Annotated in this window: 21 protein-coding genes; 13 read left to right on the top strand and 8 right to left on the bottom strand. The window is 67.0% G+C overall.

Annotation, left to right across the window (positions count from 1 at the left end; all coding sequences use genetic code 11):
* The first annotated feature begins 183 nt into the window (after positions 1-183).
* The 3 genes from ACFJI2_RS28615 to dapF are packed head-to-tail and all read left to right on the top strand — an operon-like array spanning position 184 to position 2839.
* Positions 184-1056, top strand: coding sequence for a lysophospholipid acyltransferase family protein (locus ACFJI2_RS28615; protein WP_377702885.1), 873 nt, complete (start codon positions 184-186; stop codon positions 1054-1056).
* Positions 1053-1955, top strand: coding sequence for a lipid A biosynthesis acyltransferase (locus ACFJI2_RS28610; RefSeq protein WP_377702884.1), 903 nt, complete (start codon positions 1053-1055; stop codon positions 1953-1955). Before ACFJI2_RS28615 ends, ACFJI2_RS28610 begins: the two co-directional genes overlap by 4 nt.
* Before the next feature lie 20 nt (positions 1956-1975).
* Positions 1976-2839 (top strand): diaminopimelate epimerase, encoded by an 864-nt coding sequence (gene dapF, locus ACFJI2_RS28605; protein WP_377702883.1) that lies wholly within the window; start codon positions 1976-1978, stop codon positions 2837-2839.
* A gap of 25 nt (positions 2840-2864) precedes the next feature.
* On the opposite strand, the gene ACFJI2_RS28600 is transcribed toward dapF, so the two are convergent.
* Positions 2865-4466 (bottom strand): hypothetical protein, encoded by a 1602-nt coding sequence (locus tag ACFJI2_RS28600; protein WP_377702882.1) that lies wholly within the window; start codon positions 4464-4466, stop codon positions 2865-2867.
* A gap of 481 nt (positions 4467-4947) precedes the next feature.
* Here ACFJI2_RS28600 and ACFJI2_RS28595 point away from each other — a divergent pair, with 481 nt between their 5' ends.
* The 10 genes from ACFJI2_RS28595 to ACFJI2_RS28550 all read left to right on the top strand — a co-directional run bounded on the left by ACFJI2_RS28595 (position 4948) and on the right by ACFJI2_RS28550 (position 14738).
* Positions 4948-6024 carry a porin gene (locus ACFJI2_RS28595; protein WP_377702881.1) on the top strand — a complete coding sequence of 359 codons (1077 nt, stop codon included), beginning with the start codon at positions 4948-4950 and terminating at the stop codon, positions 6022-6024.
* A gap of 205 nt (positions 6025-6229) precedes the next feature.
* Entirely contained in the window at positions 6230-7525 is a 1296-nt protein-coding gene (locus tag ACFJI2_RS28590; protein ID WP_377702880.1) for a porin, read from the top strand.
* 96 nt (positions 7526-7621) lie between these two features.
* Positions 7622-8296, top strand: coding sequence for a DUF484 family protein (locus ACFJI2_RS28585; protein ID WP_377702879.1), 675 nt, complete (start codon positions 7622-7624; stop codon positions 8294-8296).
* A 5-nt stretch (positions 8297-8301) separates the two neighbouring features.
* The gene (locus tag ACFJI2_RS28580; protein WP_377702878.1) at positions 8302-9246 is read left to right on the top strand and encodes a tyrosine recombinase XerC; all 945 of its coding nucleotides are present in this window, start codon (positions 8302-8304) and stop codon (positions 9244-9246) included.
* A 120-nt stretch (positions 9247-9366) separates the two neighbouring features.
* The gene (locus ACFJI2_RS28575) at positions 9367-10437 is read left to right on the top strand and encodes a CobW family GTP-binding protein (RefSeq protein WP_377702877.1); all 1071 of its coding nucleotides are present in this window, start codon (positions 9367-9369) and stop codon (positions 10435-10437) included.
* A 125-nt stretch (positions 10438-10562) separates the two neighbouring features.
* On the top strand, positions 10563-11015 hold the full coding sequence (dksA, locus tag ACFJI2_RS28570; RefSeq protein WP_056401310.1) for an RNA polymerase-binding protein DksA: 453 nt from the start codon (positions 10563-10565) through the stop codon (positions 11013-11015).
* A gap of 144 nt (positions 11016-11159) precedes the next feature.
* On the top strand, positions 11160-12542 hold the full coding sequence (locus tag ACFJI2_RS28565; RefSeq protein WP_377702876.1) for an STAS domain-containing protein: 1383 nt from the start codon (positions 11160-11162) through the stop codon (positions 12540-12542).
* Positions 12543-12631: 89 nt separating this feature from the next.
* Entirely contained in the window at positions 12632-13180 is a 549-nt protein-coding gene (gene hslV / locus ACFJI2_RS28560) for an ATP-dependent protease subunit HslV (RefSeq protein ID WP_107869866.1), read from the top strand.
* Complete coding sequence (gene hslU / locus ACFJI2_RS28555; RefSeq protein WP_107979812.1) at positions 13177-14526, top strand: ATP-dependent protease ATPase subunit HslU; 1350 nt, start codon at positions 13177-13179, stop codon at positions 14524-14526. Before hslV ends, hslU begins: the two co-directional genes overlap by 4 nt.
* 20 nt (positions 14527-14546) lie before the next feature.
* The gene (locus ACFJI2_RS28550; RefSeq protein ID WP_377702875.1) at positions 14547-14738 is read left to right on the top strand and encodes a hypothetical protein; all 192 of its coding nucleotides are present in this window, start codon (positions 14547-14549) and stop codon (positions 14736-14738) included.
* A gap of 82 nt (positions 14739-14820) precedes the next feature.
* Here the strand turns inward: ACFJI2_RS28550 and ACFJI2_RS28545 are convergent, their stop codons facing one another.
* From ACFJI2_RS28545 to gspL, 7 genes are read right to left on the bottom strand one after another with little or no spacing between them, the layout of a single operon-like run.
* Positions 14821-15363, bottom strand: a complete 543-nt coding sequence (locus ACFJI2_RS28545; protein WP_377702874.1) for a type II secretion system protein N — start codon at positions 15361-15363, stop codon at positions 14821-14823.
* A gap of 1 nt (position 15364) precedes the next feature.
* Positions 15365-16585, bottom strand: coding sequence for a type II secretion system inner membrane protein GspF (gspF, locus tag ACFJI2_RS28540; RefSeq protein WP_132133406.1), 1221 nt, complete (start codon positions 16583-16585; stop codon positions 15365-15367).
* Positions 16586-16590: 5 nt separating this feature from the next.
* Positions 16591-18012: a type II secretion system ATPase GspE gene (gspE, locus tag ACFJI2_RS28535; RefSeq protein ID WP_107869861.1), complete on the bottom strand. Its 1422-nt coding sequence runs from the start codon at positions 18010-18012 to the stop codon at positions 16591-16593.
* On the bottom strand, positions 18009-20222 hold the full coding sequence (gspD, locus tag ACFJI2_RS28530) for a type II secretion system secretin GspD (RefSeq protein WP_377702873.1): 2214 nt from the start codon (positions 20220-20222) through the stop codon (positions 18009-18011). Before gspD ends, gspE begins: the two co-directional genes overlap by 4 nt.
* A gap of 11 nt (positions 20223-20233) precedes the next feature.
* Positions 20234-21010, bottom strand: coding sequence for a type II secretion system protein N (gene gspN / locus ACFJI2_RS28525; protein ID WP_377702872.1), 777 nt, complete (start codon positions 21008-21010; stop codon positions 20234-20236).
* The gene (gene gspM, locus ACFJI2_RS28520; RefSeq protein WP_107869858.1) at positions 21007-21549 is read right to left on the bottom strand and encodes a type II secretion system protein M; all 543 of its coding nucleotides are present in this window, start codon (positions 21547-21549) and stop codon (positions 21007-21009) included. The genes gspN and gspM overlap by 4 nt, the downstream gene beginning before the upstream one ends.
* Positions 21546-22829: a type II secretion system protein GspL gene (gspL, locus tag ACFJI2_RS28515; protein WP_377702871.1), complete on the bottom strand. Its 1284-nt coding sequence runs from the start codon at positions 22827-22829 to the stop codon at positions 21546-21548. The genes gspM and gspL overlap by 4 nt, the downstream gene beginning before the upstream one ends.
* Positions 22830-22837 lie beyond the last annotated feature (8 nt).

Genomic DNA, 22837 nt, shown 5'->3' with positions numbered 1-22837 from the left:
AGCTCCTGATACTGGTTTGGTAAACATGTCGCAACAACCAATACGGCTTGCGACGCTTTAGCGATATTTATATTCCGCTTCGCAAGTTGTCTGTTAACTCAGCGGATACTGCATACGTGGTATTTTACGCTTCTTTTAAAAACTTTTGGCAAGGCAAAATTTTTTGCCCCGATCGAATCATTCATGCTTGTCACCATATTCCGCTTCCTTTCCGTCTTTCCCTTGCCCGTGCTGCATGCCTTGGGCGCCGCGCTCGGCTGGCTGGTTTACCTGCTGTCGCCCTCGCACCGCCGCCGCATGCGCGACAATATGCGCCAGGCCGGCGTCGAGCGCCATCTGGGCGCGGCAATCGCCGAGTCTGGCAAGAGCATACTGGAATTGCCGTTCATCTGGTGCGCGGCACCGGAACGCGTGTCGCGCCACGCCAGCACCGAGAACTGGGAGCTGGTGCAAAAAAACCTGGACGCCGGACGCGGCATTGTGTTCCTGACGCCACACCTTGGCTGTTTTGAAATTGTCGCGCAGGAAATTGCGCTGCGCACCGAGCTGATGGTGATGTACCGGCCGCCGAAAAAGGCCGCGCTCAAGCCGCTGATCGAGGGCGCCCGCGCGCGCAAGAACCTGCTGCTGGCGCCGGCCAATATGTCCGGCGTGCGCATGCTGGCCAAGACGCTCAAGAAAGGCATGCCGATCGGCCTGCTGCCCGACCAGGTGCCGCAGGAGGGCGAAGGCGTGTTCGCCGATTTCTTCGGCCGCAGCGCCTACACCATGACCTTGCCGGCCAAGCTGGCGCAGCTGGGCGACGCGGTGGTCATCGTCACCTACGCCGAGCGCCTGCCGTTCGGGCGCGGCTACGTGATCCGCTTCGTGCCGTTCGAGGGCACGCTGGACGGCAGCACGGCCGAACAGGCGCGCGCCATCAACGCGGCCATGGAAAAGCTGATCGCGCGTGCGCCATCGCAATATTATTGGAGCTACAACCGCTACAAGGTGCCGGCCGGCGCAGTCCACGCCGACACCCCCGCCGCCGCCAGCGACAAGCCGGAGGCGCCATGAGGCTGCTGATGGGGTTCATGTGGCTGCTGCACTGGCTGCCCCTGCCGGTGCTGGGCCGCTTCGGCAAGGCGGTGGGCTCGCTGCTGTTCATCATCATGAAGCCGCGGCGCGACATCACGCTGGTCAACCTGCGCCTGTGCCTGCCCGAACTGTCCGAAGCCGAGCGCACCGCGCTGGCGCGGCGCCACTTCCAGGCCTATGCGCGCAGCGTGTTCGAGCGCGCCATCCTGTGGTGGGCGTCCGAGGCGCGGCTGCAGCGGCTGATCAGGGTGGTGTCGTACGACGGCGCGCACCCGGAGTCGGCCGGCATCCCGGTGGCGGCCATGACGGGCCAGCCGACCATCCTGCTGTGCCCGCACTTCGTGTGCCTGGACGTGGCCGGCGCGGCCATTGCCATGCAGGCGTCGGCCTCGTCCATGTACGTGCAGCAGAAGAACGCCGTGTTCGACAAGGTGCTGCGCGATGGCCGCGCCCGCTTCAAGCCGGTGCGCCTCTTCACCCGCCTGGACGGCATCAAGCCCATCCTGCGCGCGCTGAAGGAAAAGCTGCCCTACTTCATGCTGCCGGACATGGATTTCGGCGAGAAGGACGCCGAGTTCGTGCCCTTCTTCGGCGTGCAGGCCGCCACCTTGTCGGCCACGGCCCGCATCGCGGCCGCCACCGGCGCCCAGGTGATGCCGGTGATCTCCACTTTCCTGCCCGGCTACCAGGGCTGGCAGGTACAATTCTATGCACCGTGGGACAATTATCCTGGTCCGGACATGGTGGAAGCGACGCGCCGCATGAACGCCTTCATCGAGGAGCGCGTGCGCGAGGCCCCGGCCGAATATTTCTGGACGCATAAGCGCTTCAAGACGCGTCCCAACGGCGAGCCTTCCTTCTACGGCAAGGCGCGCTAAGCCAACCTATGCAGCGAACTATGAAACTCAAATTCACCAAGATGCACGGCGCCGGCAATGACTTCGTGGTCATCGACGCCATCGGCCAGCAGATCGATTTCACCGCGGCGCAATGGAAGCAGCTGGGCGACCGCCGCTTCGGCGTGGGCGCGGACCAGATGCTGGTGGTGGAAAAGCCGACCCAGCCGGGCTGCGACTTCCGCTACCGCATCTTCAACAGCGACGGCGGCGAAGTCGAGCAATGCGGCAACGGCGCGCGCGCCTTCGCCAAGTTCGTGTCGCAAAAAGGGTTGACGGACAAGCGCAGCATCTCCGTGGAAACCATGGCCGGCATCATCGCGCCGCGCCTGGAAGACGATGGCAGCGTGACGGTGGACATGGGCGCGCCGGTGCTGGAGCCGGCCCGCGTGCCGTTCGACGCCGATGGCCTGCAGGGCGTGGCCGAGGGCCGCGACACGCTGTGGCCGCTGGTGCTGGAACTGGGCGGCGACAAGGAGACCGTGCTGGTGTCGGTGGTATCGATGGGCAATCCGCACGCGGTGCAGCTGGTGGGCGACGTGGACACGGCGCCGGTGGAGCTGACCGGGCCGCTGATCGAGCACCATCCGCGCTTCCCGCGCCGCGTCAACGCCGGCTTCATGCAGCTGGTAAACCGCCAGCACATCCGCCTGCGCGTGTTCGAGCGCGGCGTGGGCGAAACCCTGGCCTGCGGCACCGGCACCTGCGCCGCCGTGGTGGCCGGCATCCGCCGCGGCCTGCTCGATTCGCCGGTGAAAGTGGACGCGCGCGGCGGCCAGCTGTCGATCGCCTGGGCCGGCGAAGGCCAGCCGGTCTACCTGACCGGCCCGGCCGTCACCGTGTACGAAGGCGAAATCGAGATCTGAACGACCTGAACGATCTGGACCGGCGCTAGGCCGGCTGCAAACCGTTGCTGCCGGCTTGCTCGGCGGCATCGCCGGCGCCCTCGCCCGGCAGCCAGGTCTTGAGCCGGTACAGGCGCTGGCGGTAATTCCCTTCCGGCCCGTTCAGGCCGGCATCCACATGCTCGAATAAGCGGCCGATGCGGTCCAGCGCCTGGCGCTGCTGGGCGTTGCGCACCAGCACCAGGCGGCGCTTGCCGCGCCCGTAGCTGGCGCGGATGTCCACCACCAGGCAGTGGCCGCGGTCGGCCGCCTTCACGTCCAGCAGCAGCGCCTCGGCCCGGCTCAGGCCGAACCATCCCGCCAGTTCCACGCGCGCCGCCAGCAGCGGCTGGCTGCCCAGCAATTCCCGGCTCACGCCCGGCAGGCTGGCGGCCCAGCCGCCGCCGTCGGTCTGCGGCGCGATGCGGCGCAGCGCCGCCTGCGCTTCGCCGCTGCCCTGCGCGGCCGCCTTGTGCAGCCAGTAGGCGGCGCGCACGTCGTTCTCCTCGCCGCCGCGCCGGGTGCGCCAGGCGTGGATGCCGCATTCGAGCTGCGCCGCGCTGTGGCCCATGTCGGCCGCGCGCTCCAGGCAGGCTTGCGCCTCGCTCACGCTGCGCTGTGAAAATTCCGGCTTGATGTAGATGCGCGACAGCGCGAACCAGGCGTCCGCCAGGCCCTGCTCGCCGGCCTGGGTCAGCCAGCGGATGGCGCGCTTGAAATTGACGGCGGCAATGCCGTCGCGCACGCGCTGGCCGTCGCGGGTCATGCGCGCGAACCACAGGCCCAGCGCCAGCTGGGCGGTGCGGTCGCCGCCATGGGCGGCCAGCTCGCGGCAATGCAGTTCGGTGCCGTCCGCCTCCAGGCCGACATCGGCGTCGGCATAGGCATCCACTTGCGCCAGCGCCTGGGCGCAGCGCGCCAGCAGCTGCACCTGCTGCGGCGCGGCTTGCCAGCCGGCGTTGCGCGCCGCTTCGGCGTCCGGCGGCGCTTCGCGCAGCAACTGGCGCACCAGCGGCAGCGCCTGCTCCAGGAAGGCCGCGCGGGGCAGCTTGCCCCAGGCCTCGTCCAGCGCCACGTAGGCCAGCGAGTTGATGGGGATGGGGGGCGCATCCGCTGCGGCGGCGGCCGGCGCTGCAGCGGCCTGGGCGGCCGGCGCCGGCTGCTGCTGGGCCAGCAGGCGCACCGCGCCCGGCAAGCCGGCCCGCACCGCCGCGTCGAGCGCCTGCATGGCCTTGGCGCGCAGCGAGCCGTGCGCGCTGGCGGCTGCCATGCCGAGGGCGCCCAGCGCCCCCAGCGCGCCGGCCGCGTCCGACTCGCCGGGCGGCGTGCTCAGCACCAGCTGGGCCAGCACCAGGCCGGCCGGCAGCACGCCGGCCTCCCAGGCGCGTTCATACCAGGGCAATACCGCCTCGCGGCTGTGCTGTGCGTGTTCGTAGCCGACATGGCTGCCGATCAAACGCCACGCCTCGTCCCGTCCCTGGATGGCGGCACGGTGCAGCCAGTGCAAGGCGGTGGGCGGGCTTTGCGGCAGGCTGGCGCCGCCGAACAGATACAGCTTCCCCAGTGCCAGTTGGCACTGGGCGTCTCCAGCGCGCGCCCCTCGGATCATTACTAGTTCTTCACGATTTGCCATCGTTCCACTATTAATATGATTCATTCAAGAAAACGCTGCGTCTCTGCCGGTCCCGGTCACGCGCCGGGCGGCTAGTTATTTGTTTGATCTTGCCACATTCCAACAATGTCAGTAAGCCCAAGTGTAGTTTTAATGCCAATCGTCTCATGCCCTAAATGCTAAGTGTTTGATATTGCTCAAGTAATGCGGCACGCGAAAGCGTGTACGCTAAATAACAATCCATTAACTAGACGAAAGGAAACCTTGCCACAGTGCATGCAGTGGACAGCCATTCAAGCGTTTCAAAAATACAACAAGAAACCACATTTTTTTGGCTTTCGACCAATACTACCCCTCATAATCGACCAATCCTTTGCCACATTGTGCAGACAGCAATTAAGGTTTAGACCAGATGAGTGTCGAATGCACGCACTTCATGCTTTAGCTCTTTGATCGATTTATCTATAAGGAAGAACAAATGAAAAAATCATTAGTGGCCCTGGCACTCATGGGCGCCTTCGCTGGAGCTCATGCGCAATCGTCCGTCACTATTTACGGCACGCTGGATGCCGGCGTTTCAAAAACCACCGGCACCACGGCCCAGATCGGCAAACGCGACAACAACAAACTCGGCTTCCGCGGCGTGGAAGACCTGGGCAGCGGCCTGAAGGCCCTGTTCCAGCTGGAGATCCGCTACGAGCCGGACACCGGCACCATCGAGAACACGGCCGGCACCAACAGCCGTCCGCTGTTCCAGGGCCAGAGCCGCGTCGGCCTGCAGGGCGACTTCGGTACCGTGCGCCTGGGCCGCGGCCTGACGCCGTTCCAGGAAACGTCCACCGCCTTCGAGCCATGGAGCGGCGTCCCTGCCGTGGCCGGTTACCAGACCAATCTGCAAGTGGCCGGCTACACCAGCGATCCGCTGGCGCCACCGGGCTCCTCGGGCAACCGCTTCTCGAACGCGGTCTGGTATAACACGCCGGTCGTAAGCGGCTTCCAGCTGAACGTGGCCGTGGCCGCCAAGGAAGCGCTGGGCAATACCACCGCCATCGTCGGCCGCGGCACCACGCTGGCGCCGCAGTACGGCGTCAACGCCATGCCGTCGGCCAACCCATGGGGCGCCAGCGCCACCTACACGCTGAACCAGTTCGCCGCCTACGCAGCCTATGAGCGCAACGCGATCGAGACCAAGCTGTGGTCGGTGGGCGCGTCGTTCAAGCCGATCCCGGCCCTGAAGCTGATGGCTTCCTACCAGAAGCAGGACATGGACCACACCGTGGTGGCCGGCGCGGCCAACCACGAAACCGACGCCTGGATCGTGGGCGCCAACTACACCGTAGGCCCGGGCAAGCTGCTGCTGGGCTATGGCGTGAAGACCCCGGACCGCATCCTGAAGACCAAGCAGGCATCGATCGGCTACGAGTACAACCTGTCGACCCGCACCTATATCTACTTCGACCTGTCGAACAAGAAGACGCCGCTGCCGGCAGCGACCAGCACGCTGAACGACAGCACGGTGAACCACTACTCGGTCGGTATCCACCACAACTTCTGACGCGCCCCCGGCGCATCGCAACGAAACGGACCTCCAGCAGGTCCGTTTCTTTTTGATATTGTGACTTTTTCGCAACTGCGACCGCAGAAGCCAACATGGCTTTCTGTACAAGGTTGGATTGCCGTGTCATATTGGTTGCACCGAATTAGTACGCACGTACTATTTTGAGAATAATAAAAAAACACCTCAATCTTTTGGAGACTGCATGAAAACTAAACTGCTCGCAGCGGGTATTGCCGCCTGTTTCGCCGTGCCTGCCCTGGCACAATCCTCGGTCACCATCTACGGTATCGCCGACGCCGGCGTGATGTACGTGAAGAACGGCGGCCAGGACGCCAAGACCAAGCTGGTCAGCGGCATTGCCGACGGCTCCCGCCTCGGCTTCCGCGGCATCGAAGACATGGGTGGCGGCTACAAGGCCATCTTCAACCTGGAAGCGCGCGTCGAACTGGACACCGGCCGCCAGCAAACCGGCAACCTGAGCAGCAACCCGACCTTCGCGCTGACCGAAGGCCTGAACTTCACCGTGCCGGCCGCTGCCGGCGGCGCCGCCACGGCCGAGAAGCTGCGCGCCGGCGTGCAGGCCGCGCTGAACCCGGCCATCAACGTCAACATTAACAACGCGCTGTTCGACCGCACCTCCATGGTCGGCCTGATCACGCCGGTGGGCGCGGTGCTGCTGGGCCGCATGTACACGCCGGGCTACGAAGTGCTGAACGCCGGCGACGTGTTCGAGTCCGGCACGGCGGCCGGCTGGGGCGGCATCGTGGGCGGCACCGGCGGCCTGCTGACGGCCGGCATCGCCATCCGCTCCGACAAGTCGATCCAGTACCGCATGGAACTGCCAAACGGCATCAAGGCCTCGGCCATGTACGGCACCGAGAAATCGGGCTACATTGGCATGGACAAGCGCTCCTGGGGCGCCAACGTGCGCTACGTGGCGAACGGCTGGGACCTCGGCCTGGGCCACAACCACGGTACCGACCAGGTCGGCGCGCGCGGCCTGGTGACCACCACGCTGGCCGGCTCCTACGCCTTCGACAACTGGAAGCTGTTCCTGGGCACCCACAAGCAGAAGAACGAGAACTCGGTCATCATCCGCTACGCGGGCGACCTGCTGGCGCCGACCTTCGCCGCCTTCCCTGCGCCGCTCGGCACGCTGCTGGCCGGCCAGGCCAACGCCGCGCTCAAGCGCAACTTCCTGCTGGACGCCATCAGCTACCAGGTCGGCTTCCACTACAAGGTGGGCGCGGGCCGCATCATGGCATCCGTGGTGCGCCAGGACGACAAGCGCGCCGACGCCAGCGACGCCACCCAGTACGGCATCGGCTACGACTACAACCTGTCCAAGCGCACCGACGTGTACCTGGTGGGCGCCTACATCAAGAACGAAAACGACGGCCAGTACGCCATCGGCGCGGCCAGCGCCTCGGGCGGCTTCACGTCGAAACCGGGCGAGTCGAGCAAGGGCATCCAGGTCGGCATGCGCCACCGCTTCTGATACCGTTTCCGCGCCACACCGAAAGACGCCTGCGGGCGTCTTTTTTATTGTGGCGTCGGTTAGAATGTGCATTGCTCTCAACCCACAAGCTGAACAATGGATGCCACCGCCGTACTGCAATACTTGACCGACCACCCGCACTTCTTCGAAGAGCACGCCAGCCTGCTGGGCGAGGTGAAACTTTCCAGTCCGCTGACCGGGCGCGCCGTCTCGCTGCAGGAGCGCCAGATGGAAGTGATGCGCGACAAGTACAAGGCGCTGGAACTGCGCATGGCCGAACTGTCGCGCCACGCCAAGGAAAACGAAACCATCGCCGGCCGCTTCCACAGCTGGACCCAGGCGCTGCTGCAGGTGCGCGAAGACAGCGCCATGCCGCGCGTGCTGGCCGACAGCCTGAAGAGCAGCTTCCACGTGCCGCAAGCCACCCTGCGCCTGTGGGGCGCCAAGCCCGAGTACGCGGACGAGTGGTTCACCGCCGGCGCCTCGGACGACGCGCGCATCTTCGCCAACAGCCTGATGGCCCCGTACTGCGGCGCCAACAACGACTTCGAGGCGGTGCGCTGGCTGGAAGACGCGGGCCATGTGCAATCGACCGTCATCATCCCGCTGCGCAAGCCGGGCACGTCCGTTCCGGGCGGCAAGAGCGCCACCTTCGGCCTGCTGATCCTGGGCTCGCCGGACTCCGAACGCTTCACCTCGCTGATGGCGACCGACTTCCTGGTCCACATCGGCGAAACGGCCAGCACCGCGCTGGCCCCGCTGCTGGCCTGAGCGCCATGGGCGAGCGCGGCAAAGCCGGGTGGGTGCAGGCCTACATCGAGCAGCTGCGCACGCAGCGCAAGCTGTCGCCGCACACGCTGGACGCCTACCGGCGCGACCTGGCCGAGCTGGCCGCGCTCAGCGGCGAGACCGGCTGGACCGCGCTGACGCAGGCCGACGTGCGGCGCTACGCCGCGCGCCTGCACGGCAAGGAACTGGAGCCGCGCTCCATCGCCCGCAAGCTGTCCAGCTGGCGCGGCTTCTTCGACTGGCTGGCCGGGCAGACCGCGCTGGCCGCCAATCCCGCGCAGGGCGTGCGCGCCCCCAAGCGCGCCAAGACCCTGCCCAAAGCCCTGTCCGTGGACGACGCAGTGCGCCTGGTGTCGACGCCGGCGCACGCCCATGCCGCCGGCGGCCCGGACGCGGCGCTGGAGCCGGCCGCGCTGTGCAACCAGGCCATGTTCGAGCTGCTGTATTCGAGCGGGCTGCGGGTGTCGGAACTGGTGGGGCTGGACGTGCAGTACAGCAAGGACGCGCTGGGCTGGCTGGAACAGGGCAATGCCGACGTGACCGTGCTGGGCAAGGGCAACAAGCGCCGCACCGTGCCCGTGGGCCAGGCCGCCATGGCCGCGCTCGCCGCCTGGCTCAAGGTGCGCCCCGCGCCGGCCGACGGCAGCGCGGCGCTGTTTACCGGCGCGCGCGGCACGCGGGTGTCGGCGCGCGTGGTGCAGCTGCGGCTCAAGGCGCACGGCGTGGCCACCGGCGCGCCGTCCGGCGTGCACCCGCACATGCTGCGCCACTCCTTCGCCTCGCACGTGCTGCAATCGTCGGGCGACCTGCGCGCCGTGCAGGACATGCTGGGCCACGCCACCATCGCCTCCACCCAGGTCTACACGGCGCTGGACTTCCAGCACCTGGCCCAGGTCTACGACCAAGCCCATCCGCGCGCCAAAGTTAAGTAAACAAAGTAAAGTAAGCATGCGCTGCATCAAGGCTCGGGTTTGGCCGCCTTGACGAAATTCCGGCATAATCGCTCGATCCCGGCCCCCACGGGCCAACTAACTACTGATCGGCAAGTTGACATGGCACTGATACCTACCACCATCCTGACCGGCTTCCTCGGCGCGGGCAAAACCACGCTGCTCAACCGTATCCTGCAGGAAAGCCACGGCATGCGCATTGCCGTTATCGAGAACGAATTCGGCCAGGAAAACATCGACAATGAAATCCTGGTGCAGGACAGCAAGGAGCAGATCGTCGAGATGAACAACGGCTGCATCTGCTGCACCGTGCGCGGCGACCTGATCGTGGCGCTGTCCAGCCTGGCGCAAAAGCGCGCGGCCGGCGAGCTGACCTTCGACCGCGTGGTGATCGAGACCACCGGCCTGGCCAACCCCGGCCCGGTGGCGCAAACCTTCTTCATCGACGACGAAGTGGGCAGCCACTACATGCTGGACGCCATCGTCACCGTGGTGGACGCGCGCCATGCCATGCAGCAGCTGGACGACAACGAGGAAGCGCAGCGCCAGGTGGGCTTTGCCGACAAGCTGCTGCTGTCCAAGACCGACCTGGTGGACCAGGCCATGCTGGACGAGCTGCTGCCGCGCCTGAAGCGCATCAACCCGCGCGCGCCGATCAGCCAGTCCAACTTCGGCAGCGCGCCGATTGCGGAAGTGCTGGACCTGAAGGGCTTCAACCTGAACGAAAAGCTGGAGCTGGACCCGGACTTCCTGGCCGCCGAGGAGCACGACCACGAGCACGGCGAGCACGACCACGAGCACGGCGAGCACTGCAACCACCCCAGCCATGCGCACGGGCACGACGGGCATCACGACCACCACCACAGCCATCACACGGACGACATCGCCGCCTTCGTCTTCAAGAGCACGCGCCCGTTCGACAGCGCCAAACTGGACGAATTCCTGGGCGGACTGGTCAATGTGTACGGTCCTCGCATGTTGCGCTACAAAGGCGTATTGTTGATGCAGGGCGCTGAACGCAAGGTGGTGTTCCAGGGCGTGCACCAGCTGATGGGTAGCGATCTGGGCGCAAAGTGGGCAGAAGGCGAAGAACGTGGCAGCAAAATGGTATTTATTGGCAAAAATCTACCGAAAGACATCTTTATTCGCGGATTGGAACAATGTTTGGTATAAACTAACCCGGTTTTGTGGGGTGCCGGTTAGCAACTCAGTAACAACTGAGGTGCCGGTGCAGTTGCCGGTTCCAGCGTGCAACTGATAAATTTGAAAACTCTGTCGTATCGAAGGTAAGCGAAGTGATGACTAAAACTAATAAATCGACCCCCGCCGCTATCGAAGAAGTCCGCCTCCTCACGGAAGAAGAAATTCTGAAGATGGGCGAAGCCGACTACATGAACCCGGCGCAAATGGCATTTTTCAAGGCCAAGCTGCAAGCCCTTGAGAAAGAGCTGCTGAAGAATGCCGGCGAGACGACCGAACACCTGCGCGAAACCGTGCTGGTGCCGGACCCTGCCGACCGTGCCACCATCGAGGAAGAGCACGCCCTGGAACTGCGCACGCGCGACCGCGAGCGCAAGCTGCTGAAGAAAGTGCAGCAATCCATCGTGGCCATCGATAACAACGAATATGGCTGGTGCGAAGAGACTGGCGAACCGATCGGCATTCCGCGCCTGATCGCCCGTCCGACCGCCACCCTGTCGCTGGAAGCACAGCAGCGCCGCGAACTGAAGCAGAAGCTGTACGGCGACTAAGCAACACACCCCGTCGGCCTCCCCCGGCGCGTGGGCGCAGGCGGACGGCTCAGCCCGAAAAAGCATGCAGGCCAAGCCGCATGCTTTTTTTGTTTGTGCCTTGCTCTTCGGCTACACTAAGAGTCCAGCATAGCGAGGAACGCCGTGGGTCTGTTCTCCCTGTTCAAGAAAGGCAAGCCTGACGCCGCCGCCCCGGACGGCGACGACGACGCCGCGCGCCTGGCAGCCAACAGTGAACTCCAGCGCGCCGCCGCCAACAGCCAGCTGCAGCGCGACATTGCGCGCGCCACGGCGCTAAAAATCGACGCCATCGAAGCGGCCATGGAAGCCGACATCTTCAACACGCCCGAACCGGCCTGGGGCAGCCGCCCCGCCCGGCCGCCATCCGCGCCGCCGGCAGCGCCCGCCGCCGGTGCCGGCGACAGCCCGGCCACCCTGCCCCTGCTGGACGCCGGCACCACCCAGCTGCTGGCCGACGATGAAATTCCCGCCCCGGTGGCCGCCGACGCCACCGCGCCGGTGGTGGAAGAAAGCGCCATCCTGTACGCCAACGGCCAGGCTGCCATCGCCGAACAGATGCTGTCCGGCGCGCTGGCCGACGCGGCCGCCTCCGGCGCAGGACCGCAGCAGGACCGCACCGTGTGGTGGCTGCTGTTCGACCTGCACCAGGTGCAAGGCCAGCAGGACCGCTTCGACAGCCTGTCGATCGACTACGCCAGCACCTTTGAAACCTCGCCGCCGCCATGGCGCGGGCCGGCCGGCAGCGCGGCAGCGCCTCTGGGCAGCGTGGCCGCCGGCGTCAGCTACACCGGGGTAGCGCCCACGGTCGCCTTCGGCCCGGCGCTGGACGCGGGCGCGGCCGCCATCATCGACGGACTGCCGGCCCTGGACGCCGCAGCCCCGCTGCGGCTGGACCTGAGCCGCATCGCCAGCGCCGACGCCGAAGGCTGCGCGCTGCTGCTGGCGGCCTTGCAGAGCCTGCAAAAAGCCGGCCGCGAGCTGATCGTGGTGGCCGCCGCCGAGCTGGCCGCGCTGCTGCAGGCCAGCCTGCAAGTGGGCCGCCGGGACGACGGCGAAGCGCCCTGGCTGCTGCTGCTCGAACTGCTGCAGCTGCTCAACCGCGAAAAAGACTTCGAAGAAGCCAGCATGGACTACTGCGTCACCTTCGAGGTATCGCCGCCGCCGTTCGTGGCGCCGCAGAACGTTGCCACGGCCGCGCGCCAGCCGGCGCCGGTGGCCGCCGCCGCGTCCGACCGCTTCATGCTGCCGCCGGTGGTAGAGGGCAACTGCACCGCCCTGCTGGACGCCATCAGCGACTACGCCAGCCACTACCCCGCGCTGGTGTTCGACTGCTCGCGCCTGGCGCGGCTGGACTTCGGCGCCGCCAACCAGCTGCTGGCGCGCCTGCAGCACCTCGCGCTCGACGGCAGAAGAGTAGAATTCCGGGAAGTGAACCACCTCGTGGCAGCCCTGCTGCGGCTGCTGGGCTACGCCAGCCTGGCGCGCATCTTTGCCCACAAGTATTAGCCCGTCTTGCAATTGTTCGGCCAGACCCCATGTCAGGGGCTGGCGCTACTAGCGCATTGAACGTCGAGCGTCATTACATTGAGGTCAACATGGAACAATTTCACGGCACCACCATCCTGTGCGTGCGCCGCGGCAACCAGGTCGCGCTGGGCGGCGACGGCCAGGTAACGCTGGGCAACATCGTCATGAAGGGCACAGCCCGCAAAGTGCGCAAGCTGTACCAGGGCAAAGTGCTGTGCGGCTTTGCCGGCGGCACCGCCGACGCCTTCACCCTGCTGGACCGCTTCGAAGCCAAGCTGGAAAAACACCAGGGCAACCTGCTGCGCGCCTCGGTCGAGCTGGCCAAGGACTGGCGCACCGACCGCGTGCTGCGGCGCCTGGAAGCGATGCTGCTGGTGGCCGACGCCACCTCCACCCTGGTGATCACCGGCAACGGCGACGTGCTCGAGCCCGAGAAAGGCATCGGCGCCATCGGCTCCGGCGGCACCTATGCCCAGTCGGCCGCGCTGGCGCTGCAGGAAAACACCGAGCTGAGCCCGGCCGAGATCGTCAAGAAAGCGCTGACCATCGCCGGCGAGCTGTGCATCTACACGAATATGTCCCACATCATCGAAACGCTGGACGGGAAGGCAGAATGAATATGACTCCGCAAGAAATCGTCGGCGAGCTCGACAAGCACGTGGTTGGCCAGGGCAAGGCCAAGCGCGCCGTGGCCATCGCACTGCGCAACCGCTGGCGCCGCCAGCAGGTGGAAGAGCCGCTGCGCCACGAGATCACGCCCAAGAACATCCTGATGATAGGCCCGACCGGCGTCGGCAAGACCGAGATCGCGCGCCGCCTGGCCAAGCTGGCCGACGCGCCCTTCATCAAGATCGAAGCGACCAAGTTCACCGAAGTGGGCTATGTGGGGCGCGACGTGGACACCATCATCCGCGACCTGGTCGACATCGGCATCAAGCAAACCCGTTCGGCCGAGATGGCCAAGGTGCGCGCGCGCGCCGAGGACGCCGCCGAGGACCGCGTGCTCGACATCCTGCTGCCGCCGCCGCGCGACTTCGGCTTCGCCACCGCCGCCCCGGCCGACGAGGCCAAGCCGGACACCACGCGCCAGACCTTCCGCAAGCGCCTGCGCGAAGGCGAGCTGGACGACAAGGAAATCGAGATCGAGCTGGCCGACACCGCGCCGCAGATGGAAATCATGGCCCCGCCCGGCATGGAGGAAATGACCGAGCAGATCAAGTCCATGTTCTCCGGCATCGGCGGCGGGCGCAAGAAGGCGCGCAAGGTCAAGATCAAGGAAGCGATGAAGCTGCTGCTGGACGAGGAAGCGGCCAAGCTGGTCAATGAAGACGAGATGAAGCAGAAAGCCATCCAGAACGTGGAGCAGAACGGTATCGTGTTCCTGGACGAGATCGACAAGATCGCCTCGCGTTCCGAAGTGGGCGGCGCCGACGTCTCGCGCGCCGGCGTGCAGCGCGACCTGCTGCCGCTGGTGGAAGGCACGACGGTCAACACCAAGTACGGCATGATACGCACCGACCACATCCTGTTCATCGCGTCCGGCGCCTTCCACCTGGCCAAGCCGTCCGACCTGATTCCCGAGCTGCAGGGCCGCTTCCCGATCCGGGTGGAGCTGGAATCGCTGTCGATCGCCGACTTCGAGCGGATTTTGACGTCCACCGACGCCTGCCTGACCAAGCAATACGAAGCGCTGCTGGCCACCGAAGGCGTGACGCTGGAATTCGCGCCGGGCGGCATCACGCGGCTGGCGGAGATTTCCTACCAGGTCAACGAGCGCACCGAAAACATCGGCGCGCGGCGGCTGTACACCGTGATGGAAAAGCTGCTGGAAGAAATTTCCTTCAGCGCCAGCGACGGCGGCAAGGACGGCGGCGTGCAAACGCTGACCATCGACGCCGACTACGTCAACGCGCGCCTGGATGCGCTGGCGGTCAACGAAGACCTGTCGCGCTACGTGCTGTAAGGAAGACGGAGGGCAACACGATGGCAAACAAGGCCCTGGCGACGCGGCAAAAGATGCAGTTCCGCGTCGAACCCTCCCAAAAGCCGCGCAACCCCTACGCGGCGCTGGCCAAGAACAGGTCAGCCGGCCCGCACGCCAAGCCCGCCGCGGCGCAGCGCCAGGCCGCCAAGGCCGCCCTCAAGAAAATCGACCCCGCCAAGCCCGAAGACTGACACCTGCCGCAAACGAGCTGAGCCGCATTCGGGGTCTGACCCCGAATGCGGCTCAGTTCGCTTGCTGGCTGGCTCGCTGGCGTTAGCGGGTATTGGTGACGGGCGGGGGCATCTGGGGAGCGGGCTGCTGCACGGGCGGGGCCGGCTGCTGCGGCGCCGCGGGCTGCACTTGCTGCTGGACCGGGGGCATCGGCAGCGGCGCGGCGGTGGCGCTGGAGGCGCCGGCGCTTTCCGGCGGCGGCAGGTCGAGCCGCTTGGGAACGCCGCCTTCGGATAGCACCACGTACAGGGCTTGCACTTCCTGCACTTTGACATTGCTGGCCACGTCAGCGCCCACCGGGTAGGCCTTGCCGGGCTGGCCGTCCACCGCGATGATGGCGACGCTGCCGCGGCCATTCCCGGCCGCGACCACGCCGCGCAGCTGGTAGTTGCTGGCCGCGGCGACGGCGATGTCGCCGCCGAACAGGTTGCGCGCGGCGGCCACCGAGGCTTCCGGCGGCGCCTGCATGGGCACGGCGGCAATGGCGCGCTGCTCGGGTTTGAACAGCAGCATGCCCCAGTAGGCGCACGACGCGGACATGGCCACCACGGCCACAAAGCTTGCTACGACAGGCAGACGATTCATTTCAGTGCACCAGCTGGTTAATTTCGATAATCGGCATCAGCACCGCCAGGACGATCAGCAGCACCACCACACCCATGGCGAGGATCAGCGCCGGTTCCAGCAGGCCGGCGATGGTGAGCGTGCGCCGTTCCAGGTCGGCTTCCTGCGCACTGGCCGCGCGGTTGAGCATGGCCGGCAGCTCGCCGGTGATTTCGCCGGCCCGTATCATGTGGATCAGCATCGGCGGGAAGTGCTTCTGCGCCGACAGCGCGCGCGCCAGGCTCACGCCTTCGCGCACCGCGTCGCTGGCTTCTTCCACCAGCTGCTGCATGGCGACGTTGGTGAGCGTGTCGCGGCTGGTTTCCAGCGCGCGCAGGATCGGCACGCCGGAACCGGTGGTGATGGCCAGCGTGCTGGCGAAGCGCGAGGTGTTCAGGCTGCGCTCGAACTTGCCGTACAGCGGCGCGGTCAGCAGCCAGGTGTGCCAGCGCGTCTTGAGCGCGATGTTCTGCAGCGCGCGCCGCCACGCGACCCAGGCGCCAATCAGCAGCACCAGCACGATCAGCCCGTAGTTGCGCACGAAGTCGGACACGGCCAGCATGATCACGGTGAGCACCGGCAGCTTCTGCTTGGTGTTGGCGAACACGGACACGATCTGCGGCACCACGTAGGTGAGCAGGAAGATCACAATCGAAAACGCCACCACGGTGACGATGGCCGGGTAGGTGAACGCCAGCTTGACCTTCTGCACCAGCGCGTTGCGGCGCTCGATGTAGTCGGCCAGGCGGGTGAGCACGCGCGACAGCTGGCCGATCTGCTCGCCCGACGCCACCAGCGCGCGGTAGATCTCGGCGAAGTCGCGCGGGTGGCGCGACAGCACTTCGGACAGCGCGGCGCCGCCGATCACTTCGGAGCGGATGGAGGCAATCAGGTCGCGCACATAGGGCCGCTCGGCCTGTTCCAGCAGCGCCGAGAAGGCCTGCTCGAGCGGCAGCCCCGCTTCCAGCAGGCTGGCCAGCTGGCGCGTGAACAGCGCCAGTTCGGTGGTCGACAAGCGCTCGCCGAAGCCGCGCCGCTTGGTCTTGCCGCTGGCGTCGACCTGGGCTGAGATGGCTTCCACCTTGAGCGGCGTGAGCCCTTGCGTGCGCAGGTCGGAACGGGCCGAGCGCGGGCTGTCGGCGTTGACCACGCCCTTCCTGGTGGCGCCGCCGGCGTCGACGGCTTCGTAGCGGAATGCTGGCATCTGCCTTAGTCCTTCGCGACGCGCAGCAGCTCGGCCTGCGTTGTGGTGCCGTCGCGCAGCCAGCGTTCGCCGTCTTCGCGCATGGTCTTCATGCCGCCGGCCTGCGCGGTGTGGCGCACTTCGGCTTCCGAGGCGCGGTTGTGGATCTGGGCGCGGATTTCCTCGGTGGTCTGCAGCAGTTCATAGATGCCGACCCGGCCCTGGTAGCCGGTGTGGCCGCAATGCTCGCAGCCCACCGCGTGCCATTGCGCGCCGTCGAAGGTCTTGCAGGACGGGCACAGCTTGCGCACCAGGCGCTGCGCCAGCACGCCAAGCAGCGAGGACGACAGCAGGAAGGGCTCGATGCCCATGTCCAGCAAGCGCGTCACGGCCGCCGAGGCGTCGTTGGTGTGCAGGGTGGCCAGCACCAGGTGGCCGGTGAGCGAGGCCTGCACCGCGATCTGCGCCGTTTCCAGGTCGCGGATCTCGCCGATCATGATCACGTCCGGATCCTGGCGCAGGATGGCGCGCAGGGCCTTGGCGAAGGTCATGTCGATGCGCGGGTTGACCTGGGTCTGGCCCACGCCCTGCAGGTCGTATTCGATCGGGTCTTCCACCGTGAGGATGTTGGTGGTGGTGGAGTTCACGCGCGACAGCGCGGCGTACAGGGTGGTGGTCTTGCCCGAGCCGGTGGGGCCGGTGACCAGCACGATGCCGTGCGGCTGCGCGATCAGGCCGTCGAACTGCGGCAGCATGTCCTCGCTCATGCCCAGGTGCGCCAGGTCCAGGCGGCCGGCTTCCTTGTCCAGCAGACGCAGCACGGCGCGCTCGCCGTGGCCGGTGGGCAGCGTGGACACGCGCACGTCCACCGGCTTGCCGCCCACGCGCAGGGTGATGCGGCCGTCCTGCGGCAAGCGCTTCTCGGCAATGTCCAGCTGCGCCATGATCTTGATGCGCGAGATCAGCGAGCCGTGGATGGCCTTGCGCGGCTTGACCACGTCGCGCAGCGTGCCGTCCACGCGGAAGCGCACCACCGAGGTCTGCTCGAACGGTTCGATGTGGATGTCGGACGCGCCTTCGCGCAGCGCCTGCGTGAGCAGCGCGTTGATCATGCGGATCACCGGCGCGTCGTCGGACGATTCCAGCAAGTCCTCGATGGCCGGCACGTCCTGCAGCAGCTTGGTCAGGTCCAGGTCGGCGTCGAACTCGTCGGCCACCTGCGAGGCGTCGCCGCCGGCGCCGGCGTAGGCCTTGGCGATGGCTTCCTCCAGGTCGGCGCGGCCCAGGGTTTTCAGGTTGATGCGGCCGAAGCGGCGCGACACTTCGGCGATGGCGGCCGGCGCGGTGGCGCTGGAGACGTACAGGTCCACCGAGTGCTCGGCTTCCTGGCCCGGCTGGGCCAGCACCGAATAGTCGCGCGCGAAGGCGTAGGGCAGCAGGTTGCTCATTCTGGCTGCTTGCCTTCAGCTGCGCCCGGCATCTGGGCAGGCGCCGGCGCCTGGCCCGGCACCAGCGGCGGCACGGGACGCGCCAGCTGGCCGCTGCCCGGCGTCGGCGTGCCGTCCTGCAGCGTCGGCAGCATCGGCTGGCCGAGATTCTTCAGCAGCGGCGTGTCGTTCGGCTTCACGTCCTGCTGGGTGGCGCGCATGTAGTCGTAGCGGTCGGTGGCCAGGCTGGTGCTCTGGTCCTTGTTGCGGATCACCACCGGGCGCAGGAACACCATCAGGTTGGTCTTCTTGCGGCCGCGCTTCTGGTACTTGAACAGGTTGCCGAGGATGGGGATGTCGCCCAGACCGCGCACTTTTTCCACGTTGTCGTTGGCGTCGTCCGAGATCAGGCCGCCCAGCACCACGATCTGGCCGTCGTCGGCAATGATGTTGGTCTCGATCACGCGCGTTTTCAGCACGATGCCGCTCTCCGACGTGACGCTGGTGTCGATGCTCGAACTCTCGTTGTAGATGGCCAGCTTGATGGTGCCGCCTTCGGAAATCTGCGGCCGCACTTTCAGGGTCAGGCCCACGTCCTTGCGGTCGATGGTCTGGAACGGGTTGGTGCTGGTGCCGGACGTGGTGGTGAACTGGCCGGTCAGGATGGGCACGTTCTGGCCGACGCGGATGGTCGCCAGCTCATTGTCCAGCGTGAATACATTGGGCGTGGACAGGATGTTGGTGCCGCCGTCCGATTCCAGCGTGTGCGCCACGGCGCCCAGGCCCAGCTTGCCGTTCGCCAGCTGCTTGAAGATGCCGATGGTCATGCCGGCGCCCGGCAGCACCTTGCCGTCGCCGGCCGCCAGGCTGAGCAGGTTGTTGCCGGTGCCGCCGGCGAAGGAGGTGCCGCCGCCGATGCGGTAGGTGGAATTGTCGTTGCCGCTCAGGCCCAGCCACTGCACGCCGAATTCGGAAGCCTTGTCCGCGCTCACTTCGACGATCAGCGATTCGATGTAGACCTGGGCGCGGCGCACGTCCAACTGGTCGATCACGGCGCGCAGGTTGCGGTACACCGATTCCGGCGCGGTGATGATCAGGGTGTTGGTGGTGGCGTCGGCCTGGATGAAGCCGCCCGCGCCGCCGGCGTTCAGCTGCGTGGTGGCGCTGCCGGCGTTGAGCAGCGGATTGGTGGAGCCGGTGGTGCCGGTGGTGCCGGTGCTGCTGCCGGTCATGCCGCTGCCGCTGATGTTGCCACCGCCCTGGCCCTGCTGGTTGCTCAGCCCGGAGGTGCTGGCGGCCTGGCCGGTGATGCTGCTGTCGCCCGACATGACCGAGCGCAGCGTCTGCGCCAGCTTGGTCGCTTCGGCGTTCTTCAGGTAGACCACGTGCACATTGCCTAGCTGCGCGGTGGGCTGGTCCAGCTTGGCGATCAGCGACTTGGCCAGGTTGGCGCGCGCCACCGACGGCGCGCGCAGCACCAGCGAGTTGGTGCGCGGGTCCGCCAGCACGCTGACGCGGCCGGAATCGGCGCCGCCGCCGGCGCCCGGCTCGAGCAGCTTGGTCAGCATGCTGGCCAGGTCGCTGGCGATGGCGTAGCGCACCGGGATCACGTCCATGTCGGTGCTGGCCGGCGCGTCCAGCGCGGCGATCAGCTTGCCCAGGCGTTTCAGGTTGTCCGCGTAGTCGGTGATGACCAGGGTGTTGTTGCCGGGGTTGGCGTTGATGGTGTTGTTGGGCGTGATGAGCGGGCGCAGCACGGTCACCAGGTTGGCCGACGATTCATAGTTCAGGTGGAACACCTGGGTGGCGATCTGGTCGCCCTTCAGCGCCGAGCCGGCGCCGATCTGGGTCGGTGTGGCCTGCAGCTTCGCTTCCGCCTCCGGCACCACCTTGGCGTAGCCGTCGCCGCTGACGATGGCGAAGCCCTGCAGGCGCAGCGCGGAGGTCAGCAGCGCGAACGCCTGCGTCTTGCTCATCGGGCCTTCGGACACCAGCGTCAGCGTGCCTTTGACGCGCGGGTCGATCAGGAAGGTGATGTTGGTGTAGTGCCCCACCGCCTTGATCACGGACTCGATGTCGGCGCCGACGAAATTGAGCGCGGCGTCATCGCCGGGCGCGGCCCAAGCCGGCGCTTGCGCGGTGAGCGCGGCGCAGCACAGCATGGCGGCGGCGCTCAAGCGGCGCAGCACGGGGAGTTTGGACTGGCTCACGGCCTGGGACTGTTTTTTCATTATCTGCACTGTTATCTGAACTCTAACGCGATGATGTTCTTGCCGTCCTTGTTGGGACGGCGCTGGCCCAGCAAATTCAATAGATTGCCAAGCGACTGTTCATAACCGTCGGCCGCTTCGGCCTGTCCGGAAAATTGCAGGCGGCCGTTGTTCAGGCTGCCTTTCCCGCTCAACAGCAGCGGGCCTTTCAGGGAACTCAGTTCCAGCTGCGCCTGCTGGCCGCGCCAGTCCAGCGCCAGCTGGTAGCTGCCCAGCGGCTTCAGCGGCGACAGCCGCGACGACATGTCGGCCATCTCCAGCGTGGTGCGGCCGTTCACGTCCACTTGCCGGCCGGCCAGCGCCAGTTCCAGCGTGGTCCACGACAGCCGCAGGCGGCCGCTGGGCGCCAGCGTGTTCAAGGGCGCGCCCAGGCCCGCCAGGCCGTCGGCCGGCAACAGCAAGGCCGACGGACTCAGCTGCCACTGCCTCCAGCTGCCCTTGAAGCTGACTGGTTGCGCCAGCGCCTGCTCGTTGGACAATTCCATGTCCACCATGCCCAGCAGCGACAGCGGCGACACTGTCCACACGAAACGCCCCGGCAGCAGCGGCGTCACCGCGCCATTGCTGCTGGCCGCGCCGCCGACAAACGCCGAACCGCGCCACAGCGTACCCTGCGCGTCGCCCAGCGTCAAACGGCCGCCGGTCTGCGTTTCCACCGCGTCCGCCACCCAGGCGGCCGGGAAGAAGGACAGCACCGACAACAGCACGCCCAGCAGCACCGCCAGCAACCATAGCACGGCGCGCTTCATCTGCCCCCGCCGGGGTTGCCGGCGCCCTGGCCGGAAGCCTGGCGCAGCGTGATATTGGCGTCCACCATGCCGGCCGTGGCCAGCCCGGTGATGACGCTTTCCTGCACCAGCAAGGCGCTGTCGCGGCGCTGCGCGTCCAGCCAGGTGACCAGCGCGGCGAAGGGCACGCCCTTCAGTTCCAGCTTGGCGTATTCACCGGTGAGGTTGAGCGACTGCGGCTTCAGGCCGGCCGCGTTCAGGCTGGCGTTCAGCGCGTCGCGCGACATGGGCGGCGCCTGCACCGGCGGCCGTGCCGCCAGCTCGGCGGCGGTGCGGCCCATGGCCTTCAGTTCGGCCACGTCCTGGCGCAGCTGCGGCAGTGCCTTGCGCAGCTTGTCGCGCCCTTCCAGCGCGGGCGCGACGAACACGCTGTACACCAGCGCCAGCCCGACCACGATACCGCCGATGGCCAGCATGCGGCGTTCCTGTTCGCTGCGTTCATTCCAGAAGGACGACGCGGTGTCGCGCAATTGCTGGATCTTCATGCTTGCTTCGCTCATGCCTTGCTCCCGGTATTGCCGCTACCGCTACCGCCGCTGCCGCTGCGCAGCTGCCACACGCCGGCGGCGATTTCCGCCAGTTGCAGGCCGCGCGCCGACAAGGCGCCCTGCAGCTGCTGCAGGGTGGCCGCGTCCGCCGCGTTGGGTTTGAGTTTGATGACCAGGCTGCGGTCGCGGTATTCCATCGAGGCCACCACGTCGCGCTTGCCGCTGGCGGCCAGCGCTTCGCCGAAGGCGGCGGCGATGGCGGTGAATTCATCCGCATTGACTTCGCCGCTGCCGGCCTTGGCGGCGGCGATGTTCATGCGCATCTGCGCGGCCGGGTCGCGGATCACGGTCTCCTTCGGATAGGCGGCGCGGAAGATCTGCACCATGGACTCGCGCAGCTCGCGCTCCTCGCGCTGCATGCGCAGCCATTCGATATTCATGCCGGCCAGGTTGACCACCACGGCCAGCAGCGCCAGGCGCAGCGGCCAGCGCCAGCGCTGCCAGGCGCGCGATTGCCCACCGGTGGCGCCCAGGCCAGCGGCCAGGTCCGGCGCGGCGCCGCCCTTGGCGCTCCTGGCGGCGGACACCCAGTGCTCCCAGCGGTCCGTGTCCAGTTCGACGTGGCTGACGGCAGCCAGCAGCGGCTGGTATTGCGGCAGCAGCGCGGCCGGCACGTACACGGTCAGCGGGGCGTCGCCGGCCAGCGCGCGCAGCATGTGCAGCGCCGCTTCCGGCTGCGGGCCTACGGTCAGGCCCATGCCGTCCTGCAAGCCCCTGCGCAGCGTCAGTTCCAGGCCGGCGTCGGTCTGCGCCAGCGCGGCGGAGGCGCCGCCGGGCGCCAGCGGCAGGCACAGCTGCGCGGGCAGCGCGGCAACCGATTGCGCGCCTTGCGCCACCAGGGTTTTCACCAGCACCTCGAGCCAGCTGCGCTGCACCACGGCCACCGTGCGCGTGCTGCCGTCCTGGGTGGCGGTGAGCGGCGCGAGCGCCAGCACGCAGTCGGCCGGGTCGCCCAGCACCTGGTCTTCCACCAGCGCGGGCAGCGCGGCTTTCAGGCGCGCGTTCGACAGCGGCGGCACCGGCACGTGCAGCAAGGTGACGTCGGCGGCGGCCAGCAGCAGCACCACGCGGCGCGCGGAGGCCACCAGCTCGGCCAGGTTGCCCAGCGGGGAGGCGCCCTGCTGCATCACGTTGCCGCCGTCGCCCACCAGCGCGAAATGGCAGGCGGGCGCCGCGCCTGCGGCGCCGTCCGCAGCGGCCCTGGCCGGATACCGGATGTATAAAGTCGTCAAAGAAGAAT

This window comes from Pseudoduganella sp. UC29_71 (genome assembly GCF_042693265.1).
Classification (GTDB): Bacteria; Pseudomonadota; Gammaproteobacteria; order Burkholderiales; family Burkholderiaceae_D; genus Rugamonas.
This window is presented reverse-complemented; position numbering and strand designations above follow the sequence as displayed.